This window comes from Streptomyces sp. NPDC055506, from assembly GCF_053643595.1.
Genome location: NZ_JBSHKH010000105.1, coordinates 20,853 through 29,652, shown reverse-complemented (window position 1 = coordinate 29,652; position 8,800 = coordinate 20,853). Strand labels below are relative to the sequence as shown.

Genomic DNA, 8,800 nt, shown 5'->3' with positions numbered 1-8,800 from the left:
GGCCGGGACCGGTCCGACCCGCGTCAAGGGCACCCCCTCACCGTGCCGCTGCCACTGCGTGATCCGCCGCCACGCCTCGTCGAGGGGGAGCGGGACGGTCCGTTCGAGCAGGATGTTCGCCACGTCCCGATCGTAGGGAACCCACGCTGCTCGGCGGCCCGCTCGGGTACGGCTCACCCACTCGGCCCAGAGCCCGCCGGGGGTTTGTGCGCTACCGGTACACCTTCCCGGGCTCCGCCTTCCCCGGTGCCAGCAGTTGTGGCACCGTCACGAACACGTACCCCCGTTCCTTGAGCGCGTCGACGATGCCCGGGACGGCGGGCACGGTGCCGTCGTAGATGTCGTGCAGCAGGATGATGCCGTCCCGGGACGCCTGGGCGAGGACGCGGCGGGTGATCAGGTCCGAGTCGGTCGTCTTGTAGTCCTTGGCCGTCACGCTCCACAGCACCTCGGCGAGGCCCAGTTCGCGGCAGATCTCGTGCACGGTGTCGTCGGTGCGGCCCTGGGGCGGGCGCATCAGGGTCGGGCGCTGTCCGGTGAGGCGTTCTATCTCCTGGTTGGGGCGTTCCAGTTCCTCGCGTATCTCCTCGGGTCTCAGCCGGGTCAGGATCTTGTGGTCCCAGGTGTGGCTGGCCACCTCGTGACCCTCGTCGGCCATGCGCCGCACCAGCTCCGGGTACTTCTCGATGTGCCGTTCACCGAGGAGGAAGAAGGTCGCCGGGACCTGTCTCTCCTTCAGGATGTCCAGCAGGCGCGCGGAGTGCTCGCTCGGCCCCGCGTCGAAGGTGAGCGCGATGCACTTCGCCTCACGGCAGTCGACGGTGCCGAAGCGGGCCGCCTGGACGTCCGTCGCCGCCCGGGCGCGGACGGCGCTGGGGGCCGTGATGTCGGGCCCCGCGCACCCGCTCAGGGCGAGTGTCAGAGCGGCGATCGCCGTGAGCTTTCCGGCAGTTCGGAACGCGGTCCCCGTTTTCGTCATCTTCTTGGTCAGAGAAGGCATGGCGAGACTATACATACCGTGTATACGCGCGATGTATAGTCCCTGTGGCGTTTGAGACGGCCGTACCGCGGCACTCGCCACCACCGAAGGCGGGCGATCGTCGCAGGGAGGACCGCCGCATGACCTCGTACGCCGTCGTGATCCCGACCGTCGTCCGGGACACCCTCGCCGACTGTCTCGCGGCGCTCGCCGCCGCGACCGGGCCCCGCCCCGGCGAGATCGTCATCGTCGACGACCGGACCGACCCCGGCCCCGGGCAGCTGGAACATCCGCTGAGCGTCCTCGGCGACCTGCGGGAGCGCACCACAGTGCTGGGCGGCGGCGGTCGTGGGCCCGCCGCCGCCCGCAACACCGGGCTGCGCGCCGTGACGGCGCCGTGGACCGTGTTCCTCGACGACGACGTCCAGGTCGGGCCCCACTGGTGCGATCAGCTGGCCGAGGACCTCGCCGAGGCGTCACCCGACATCGCCGGCGTCCAGGGCGTCATCGCCGTCCCGCTGCCCGGCGAACGCCGCCCCACCGACTGGGAACGCGGCACGGCGGGACTCGCCCGCGCCCACTGGATCACCTCCGACATGGCGTACCGCACGGAGGCGCTCAAGCAGGTCGGCGGCTTCGACGAACGCTTCGAGCGTGCCTTCCGCGAGGACGCCGATCTCGCGCTGCGCGTGCTCGACTCGGGCTGGCGCATCCGGCAGGGCCGCCGCACCACACGGCACCCCGTGCACCCCGCCTCCCGCTGGGTGTCGGTGCGCCAGCAGCGCGGCAACGCCGACGACGCCCTCATGCGGCATCTGCACGGGCCCGACTGGTGGGACAAGGCGGTCGCGCCACGAGGCCGCATCCGCTCCCACGCGGCGATCACGACCGCGGGCGTCGCGGCGTGCGCCCTCGCCGCCGCCGGGCACGGACGGGCCGCGACGGCCTGTGCGCTCGGCTGGGCGGCCGGCACGGCGGAGTTCGCCCGGGCCCGGATCGCGCTCGGCCCGCGCACCCGTCACGAAGTGACGACCATGGTGGCGACCAGCGTGCTCATCCCGCCGGCCGCGACCTGGCACCGCCTGACCGGCGCCTGGCGCCACCGCCACGCCCCCGCCTGGCAGGAGGAGGTCACCCCGTGAACGCGGTGAAGGCCGTGCTGTTCCACCGTGACGGCACCCTGGTGGAGGACGCCCACGGCGCCGGCCCCGGCGGCCTGCGCCCCGTCACGGGCGCCCGCGAGGCGCTCGCCCTGCTGCGCGCACGCGGCATCCGCACCGGCGTCGTCGCCCAGCGGTCCCTTGTCGCACACGGACGGCTGACCGATGCCGACGTCCGCCGCGTCAATCACCGCGTCGGCGAACTTCTCGGCCCCTTCGACGTGTTCGCCGTCTGCCCGCACGGCCCCGGCGCCGGGTGCCACTGCCGCACACCGCACCCCGGCATGCTGTTGTGGGCGGCCGGACGGATCTGCACCGCACCCACCGGCCTCGTCGTCATCGGCGACAACGCCGCCGACATGGAGGCCGCTCGCCGGGCCGGTGCCCGCGGCATCCTCGTACCGACCGCTCGGACGCGCCCCGAGGAGACCGGGAGCGCCGACCATGTCGCCCCGGACCTGATGACGGCGGTCCGCGCGCTCCTGGACGGGCCGCCCAAGGGCCGTGTCCTCGCCGACGAACGCCCCGTCCGGCAGGCCTTCACGGCCGATCCCGGGCCGGGCGGCGTCAAGTAGAGGTCCCGCACCACCGGCACATCAACCGGAACGTCGCGTACAGCGTCAGCGGGCATATCGCGGCGAACGCCCAGATCACCCCCGGCTCGGAGGTGACGATCCCGGCCGCCAGCAGCCCGGCCGACACCGCGAACAGGACCACCACGGTCCAGACACGGGGACGGTAGGCGGCCAGACGGGCCAGGACACGGGCGGGGTCGGGGCGACGGCGCACCCGCAGGGTGCGCAGCCGGCGGTCGAGGCGGCGGTCGCGGCGCAGGACGCGTTCCATCTCGTCGAGGATGCGCTGCTCGTGATCGGGAAGTCGGCCGATGGACACGCTTTCTCCTTCCGGTCGGCCGGACCGTCTCTCCTCCCGGGGGGACGTGCGGCGGGGGAAGCGGGGAAGTACAGCGGGGAACGTAGATGCGGATGCCCCGTGAGGTCAGTGAGCTAACCGGCGACCGGCCGGGCCAGCGCCTCGACGAGCCGGTCCGCGCTGTCCGGCACGGTGCCCTCCCGGAATCCGTCGCGGATCTGCCGGGCGGTCACCCGGCCGCCGGTCAGGCACCAGTCCCACCAGCGGTCCAGCTGCCGCACGTCCAGTTGCTCGGCGGCCACCAGCGCGGGCCAGCCGCAGGCACGGGCCTGCGCGGTCAGCTTGGAGCCGCCCGCGACCGGGTCGACGGCCAGCACCGGCGTGCCGACCCGCAGCGCGATCACCAGCCCGTGCAGCCGGTCGGTGACGACGAGGTCCATCCGCGCCAGCACGGACTGGAGCTGCGCCGGCGTCGCACTCAGATGCCAGTCGTGCGCGTCGAGCCGCGTCTCCAGTTCCAGCCTGCCGCAGTCCTTCCCGGCCAGCCACCGCGTCACCTCCTCGGCGACCTGCCCGTGCCGCCGCAGCCGCCCGTACTCGTGCTGCCCGTGCGCGAGGATCACCCCGACGACGGGCCGGGCGGGCACGTCCGGGGCGCGGGCCGCCAGATCCTCCACCGGCTCGCGGTCGGGAGCGTCCCGCGGCAGCACCCGGTGGAAGCCGGTCACGGCCGTGCTGCCGGGGTCGATCACCGAGGTGCCCACGGCGATCCGCACACAGTGCGCGAACCGCCGGTGCAGCTCCTCGACCTGCGGCCCGTGCAAGGGGCCGCACACGAACACCAGGTGGGTGTAGTCCTCGGGCCACAGCCGCTCCAGATGCAGGGCCTCCGGACGGAAGCCCGGACTCCAGGCGACGTCGTAGGGGATGCCCGTCCCCCGCAGCACGTCCTCGACCCGGCGCAGGGCCAGGACGTCCCCGGCGGTCGCCTCCCTGTCCCGGAAGCTGAACCAGCCGGTCAGCAGAACCCTGCGCGGTCGCTTGCCGTCTTGTGTGTGCACATGCCCTGAGTGCCCAGCCCACCGGGAACACAATCAGGGCATTACGCGCATTCGACCTGCTGCCCACCAGGAAGAGGTGCGTCTCCGGCGCCCAGATAAGCGGGGCCCTTGCTTCCGTCAACGGTTCGTACCCCGGCCGTAGGCTGGACGCATGGCTCGTACGGCCAAGGAGGCACCCTTCGCGCTCACGGTCCGGCCGTCGGCGCCCGCGCTCGTGCCGCTGATCGGCGCGCTGGGGTATGTCGAGGGGCGGTTCGCGCACGCCGCCGAGCTGGCCCTGCCGACGGGCGGGGCGCAGCTGCTGGTGAACCTCGACGGGGACGCCCTGTCCTCGTCACCGCTGGGCGGCACCGACCGGCGTACCCGGGGCGCGGCCGTGCAGGGGCCGTACACGGAGCCGGCCCTGATCGACCCGGCGCAGCAGCGCGCCGTCGTATGGGTGGCGTTCCGGCCGGCGGGGGCGTACCCGTTCCTCCCCGCCCCGGTCTCCGCGGTCCGCGACGAGCTGGTCGGGCTGGACGAGTTGTGGGGCACGGACGGTGCGGTGCTGCGTGAGCGGTTGCTTCAGGCCGTGGCCGCCGGTGGTCCGGAGGCGGGGCTGCGAGAGCTGGAGACGGCCCTGCTGGGGCGGGCGGAACGCCCGCTTGAGCCCGACCCGGCGGTCCGCCTCGCCGCCGTCCTGCTCGATCGCGGCACGCCCGTCGGCGAGGTCGCCGACCGGCTCGGCTGGACCTCCCGGCGGCTGGCCCGCAGCTGCGCCGAACAGCTGGGACTCGCGCCCAAGCGGTATGCGCGGGTACGGCGCTTCCAGCGCCTGCTGCGGCGTGTGAACTCCGGGGCCGGGGCGCCCGACTGGGCGGTCCTCGCCGCGGACTGCGGCTACCACGACCAGGCCCATCTGATCCACGAGTTCCGCGCGCTCGCGGGCATCACCCCGACCGCGTACACACCGCGCTCGCCGCTGGAGCGCAACCACGTACCGCTCGGCGGGTGACGGGCCCCGCCCGGCCGGCCGTTTTCTACAATCCACGGCCCCCGGGACCCGCGATCGTGAAGGCATGACGAACACACACCCCACCCCACCCGGCACCTCACCCGACGCCCCCGTCGTCACCCGGACCTACGCCCGGCTCGTGGTCTCCGACGGACCCCGGGCGATCGACTTCTACCGGACCGCGCTCGGCGCCGAGGAGATCGAGCGGTACACCGACCCCGAGGGCAGGATCGTGCATGCCATGCTGCGTCTCGGCGGCGCGGTGATCGCGGTCAAGGACGCCGACGACGGCGACCCCGCACCGACCTCCCTCGGCGGCTCACCGGTGATCATGGCGCTCGACGTGTCCGATGCCGACGCCGTCGCCGAGGCCATGCTGCGGGGCGGTGCGACGGTGGTGTACCCCGTCGCCGACCAGCACTACGGACAGCGCGGCGGTCGTCTCGCCGACCCGTTCGGCCACCTCTGGATGATCTCCCAGACGGTCGAGGAGCTGACGCCGGAGGAGATCCAGGCGCGTACCACCGACCTGTTCACCTGACGACGAGCCCGGCGCCGTCAGTGCGCCTGCCTGACCGGCTCCTCCACCGGCGCGTTGGTGGCCGGCCGCCCGCCCGGGTGGCGCAGGGCGCAGAGGTAGCCGATGCCCAGGGCGATGGCCATGCCGTAGAACACCCACTGGTTGGCCTCGGCGAAGTCCATGCGGATGGCGCCCATCGCGTCCCGGGTGGCCTCGGCGGCCGGGCCCGTGCCGGAGGGCGGCTGGGAGTCGCCGCTGCCAGTGATCGACTCGGTGACGTCACGGGCCACGGTGTTCGCGTCGTCCGCGGACATGCCCCGGGACTCCAGGGTCCGCACCACCTTGTCGGTCGTGACGTGCGTCAGGATCGTGCCGTAGACGGCCAGGCCCACGCTCGCCGCGTAGTTGCGCACCGTCTGGGTGATGCCGGTGACCTCGCCGTACGAGGCGCCGATGGCCCGGTTGACGGCGTCCGTGGAGGCCGGCGCGAGGATGAAGCCGATGCCGGCCCCGGCGAGGGCCGCGTACGGCCACTGGTCGTGCATGGACAGGTCGGTGAGCTTGTTCGCCCACAGGGCGAACCCGACGCAGCCGCCCTGTCGCGGAAGACCCGCAGGTCGATCAGCGGATGCTCCACGTCGCGCTCGAACCGGACGAACGCGACCAGCACCGCGAGGCCGCCCCCGATGCACACCCAGGTCGCCCAGCTGTCCCAGCCCCAGGACCAGGCCTGCTGGAAGCCGAGGACGCTCAGGCCCATGCCGGCCGCGATCAGCGCGGTGCCCTTGACATCCAGGGAGCCGGACCGCCGCCGGTCGGCGATGTGCGCCAGCGCGGTCAGAGCCAGTGCCACGATCGCCACGGGGACGTTGACCCAGAAGACGGCGCGCCAGGTCCAGTTCGTCAGCCAGCCGCCCAGCAGTGGGCCCAGGGCGGTCAGCGCGCCGGAGACACCGAAGAACAGGGCGAGGGCACGCCCGCGCCGCTCGACCGGGAACACCGCCACCACCACGGCCAGAGCCGCCGGGAAGAGCAGCGCCGCCCCGAACCCCTGGGTGGCGCGGAACACGATCAGCCAGGTCTGCGCCGCACTGCCCTCGGGGACACAGCCGCACAGCACCGAGGACACGACGAACACCAGCGTGCCGAACACGACGACCCGGCGCGGTCCGTAGAGGTCCGCCAGACGCCCGCCGAGGGCGAAGAACGCCGCGAGGGCCAGCAGATAGGCGTTCACCACCCACTGCATGCCGGAGGACGACAGGTCCAGCTCACGGACGATGTCCGGAGCCGCGATCGACACGATGGTCTGGTCGATGAAGGTCATGGCGACCGCGAACATCATCGCCGCCAGTGCCACAGTCTGCTGCTGCGGCGCCGGTCGGGAGGGGAGCGAGGCCTCGCCGCGCCCCGGGCGCGTGCTGCTCACGCACTCAGTCTGCGCCCGGCTGTTTCACGTCGCATCACCAGATCACTCCGGCCCCGTGCGCCACACCGATACCTCCAAACGCGTCACGCGGCAACCCCTGTGCGGTGTGAGGACGACCTCCTCGGCCATGTGACCACGGTCCGCCACAGTTGCCGCGTCGAAGGTGCAGGATGCGGGCACCAAGGAGGACAGGCAGACAGGCAGTGGAACGACGAGAGAGGCAGACGATGGCCCCAGCGGAACCGGAACCCCAGAGGATCGGCGTACCCGCCGAGTCCACTGCGGGCGAGACCAGGGTGGCGGCGACGCCGGCCACCGTGGGGAGACTTGTCGCGCTCGGATACGACGTGGTGGTCGAACCGGGAGCGGGAGCCTCGTCCCGCTTCTTCGACACGGCCTACGAGGAGGCGGGAGCCCGCCTCGGCGACCCGTGGTCGGCGGAGATCGTACTGAAGGTCAACGGCCCCTCCAGCGAGGAGATCGGCCGGCTGCGCGACGGGGCGACCCTGATCGCGCTCATCAGCCCCGCGCTCAACCCGGAACTGGTCGAGGAGCTGACGCGGCGGCCGATCACGGTGCTCGCCATGGACGCGGTGCCGCGGATCTCGCGCGCCCAGTCCCTGGACGTGCTCAGCTCGATGGCGAACATCGCCGGATACCGGGCCGTGGTCGAGGCCGCGCACGCCTTCGGACGCTTCTTCACCGGCCAGGTGACCGCAGCCGGCAAGGTGCCGCCCGCCAAGGTGCTGGTGGCCGGAGCCGGTGTGGCCGGACTCGCGGCGGTCGGCGCCGCCCGCAGCCTCGGCGCCGTGGTCCGCGCCACCGACCCCCGGCCCGAGGTCGCCGAGCAGGTCCGCTCCCTGGGCGGTGAGTTCCTGACGGTGAGTGCCGAGCAGGAGGTGAGCACCGACGGCTACGCCAAGGCCACCTCCGACGACTACAACCGGCTCGCCGCGCAGCTGTACGCCGAGCAGGCCGCCGACGTCGACATCATCATCACCACCGCGCTCATCCCGGGCCGCCCGGCCCCCCGGCTCGTCACCGCCGAGGACGTCGCGCGCATGAAGCCCGGCAGCGTCATCGTCGACATGGCCGCGGCGCAGGGCGGCAACGTCGAGGGCACGGTCGCCGGGAAGGCGGTCGTCACCGACAACGACGTGACGATCATCGGCTACACCGACCTGCCCGGCAGGCTCCCCGCCCAGGCCTCGCAGCTCTACGGCACCAACATCGTCAACCTGATGAAGCTGCTGACGCCCGGCAAGGACGGGCAGCTCGTCCTCGACTTCGACGACGTGGTGCAGCGGGCGATGACCGTCGTCCGCGAGGGCGAGAAGACCTGGCCCCCGCCGCCGGTCCAGGTGTCTGCCGCGCCGGCCCCGGCAGGGGCCCCGGAACCCGTGGCCGTGCCCTCGGAGACCCCGGCGAAGCCCGCCCGGCCGGCGTGGGCGCCGTACGCCCTCGTCGGTGCCGGAGCGCTCGCCCTGTTCCTGGTGACCGCCTTCTCGCCCAGCGAACTCATCGGCCACTTCACGGTGTTCGTCCTGGCGATCGTCATCGGCTTCTACGTCATCGGCCATGTGCACCACGCGCTGCACACCCCGCTGATGTCGGTCACCAACGCCATCTCCGGGATCGTCGTGGTCGGCGCGCTGCTGCAGATCGGGCAGGGGAACACCGCCGTCACCGTGCTGTCGTTCGCCGCGATCCTGCTGGCGAGCATCAACATCTTCGGCGGATTCGCCGTCACCCGCCGCATGCTCGGCATGTTCTCGAAGGGCTGA

Annotated in this window: 8 protein-coding genes and 2 pseudogenes; 5 read left to right on the top strand and 5 right to left on the bottom strand. The window is 72.8% G+C overall.

Annotation, left to right across the window (positions count from 1 at the left end; all coding sequences use genetic code 11):
* Both ACWIF2_RS30455 and ACWIF2_RS30450 read right to left on the bottom strand, forming a co-directional pair.
* Positions 1–123: pseudogene (locus ACWIF2_RS30455) on the bottom strand (SRPBCC family protein); the annotation flags it as partial.
* Between the two features lie 88 nt (positions 124–211).
* Complete coding sequence (locus ACWIF2_RS30450) at positions 212–979, bottom strand: polysaccharide deacetylase family protein (RefSeq protein WP_454364035.1); 768 nt, start codon at positions 977–979, stop codon at positions 212–214.
* 140 nt (positions 980–1,119) lie between these two features.
* Between ACWIF2_RS30450 and ACWIF2_RS30445 the strand changes: the two genes are divergently transcribed.
* Both ACWIF2_RS30445 and ACWIF2_RS30440 read left to right on the top strand, forming a co-directional pair.
* A complete protein-coding gene (locus ACWIF2_RS30445; protein WP_454364034.1) occupies positions 1,120–2,121 on the top strand; it encodes a glycosyltransferase family 2 protein in 1,002 nt (333 codons plus the stop codon).
* Positions 2,118–2,714 carry an HAD-IIIA family hydrolase gene (locus ACWIF2_RS30440; protein WP_454364033.1) on the top strand — a complete coding sequence of 199 codons (597 nt, stop codon included), beginning with the start codon at positions 2,118–2,120 and terminating at the stop codon, positions 2,712–2,714. Before ACWIF2_RS30445 ends, ACWIF2_RS30440 begins: the two co-directional genes overlap by 4 nt.
* Here the strand turns inward: ACWIF2_RS30440 and ACWIF2_RS30435 are convergent.
* Together ACWIF2_RS30435 and ACWIF2_RS30430 are read right to left on the bottom strand one after the other, a co-directional pair.
* Positions 2,707–3,033, bottom strand: coding sequence for a DUF3040 domain-containing protein (locus ACWIF2_RS30435; RefSeq protein WP_454364031.1), 327 nt, complete (start codon positions 3,031–3,033; stop codon positions 2,707–2,709). The two genes, ACWIF2_RS30440 and ACWIF2_RS30435, sit on opposite strands and share 8 nt — an antisense overlap.
* 113 nt (positions 3,034–3,146) lie before the next feature.
* Positions 3,147–4,073 carry a polysaccharide pyruvyl transferase family protein gene (locus ACWIF2_RS30430; RefSeq protein WP_454364029.1) on the bottom strand — a complete coding sequence of 309 codons (927 nt, stop codon included), beginning with the start codon at positions 4,071–4,073 and terminating at the stop codon, positions 3,147–3,149.
* A gap of 151 nt (positions 4,074–4,224) precedes the next feature.
* Between ACWIF2_RS30430 and ACWIF2_RS30425 the strand changes: the two genes are divergently transcribed.
* Together ACWIF2_RS30425 and ACWIF2_RS30420 are read left to right on the top strand one after the other, a co-directional pair.
* A complete protein-coding gene (locus ACWIF2_RS30425) occupies positions 4,225–5,067 on the top strand; it encodes a helix-turn-helix domain-containing protein (RefSeq protein ID WP_454364027.1) in 843 nt (280 codons plus the stop codon).
* 64 nt (positions 5,068–5,131) lie between these two features.
* Positions 5,132–5,608 (top strand): VOC family protein, encoded by a 477-nt coding sequence (locus ACWIF2_RS30420; protein ID WP_454364025.1) that lies wholly within the window; start codon positions 5,132–5,134, stop codon positions 5,606–5,608.
* A 17-nt stretch (positions 5,609–5,625) separates the two neighbouring features.
* Here the strand turns inward: ACWIF2_RS30420 and ACWIF2_RS30415 are convergent.
* A pseudogene (locus tag ACWIF2_RS30415) lies at positions 5,626–6,932 on the bottom strand (MFS transporter).
* Between the two features lie 311 nt (positions 6,933–7,243).
* Here ACWIF2_RS30415 and ACWIF2_RS30410 point away from each other — a divergent pair.
* Positions 7,244–8,800, top strand: coding sequence for a Re/Si-specific NAD(P)(+) transhydrogenase subunit alpha (locus ACWIF2_RS30410; RefSeq protein ID WP_454364023.1), 1,557 nt, complete (start codon positions 7,244–7,246; stop codon positions 8,798–8,800).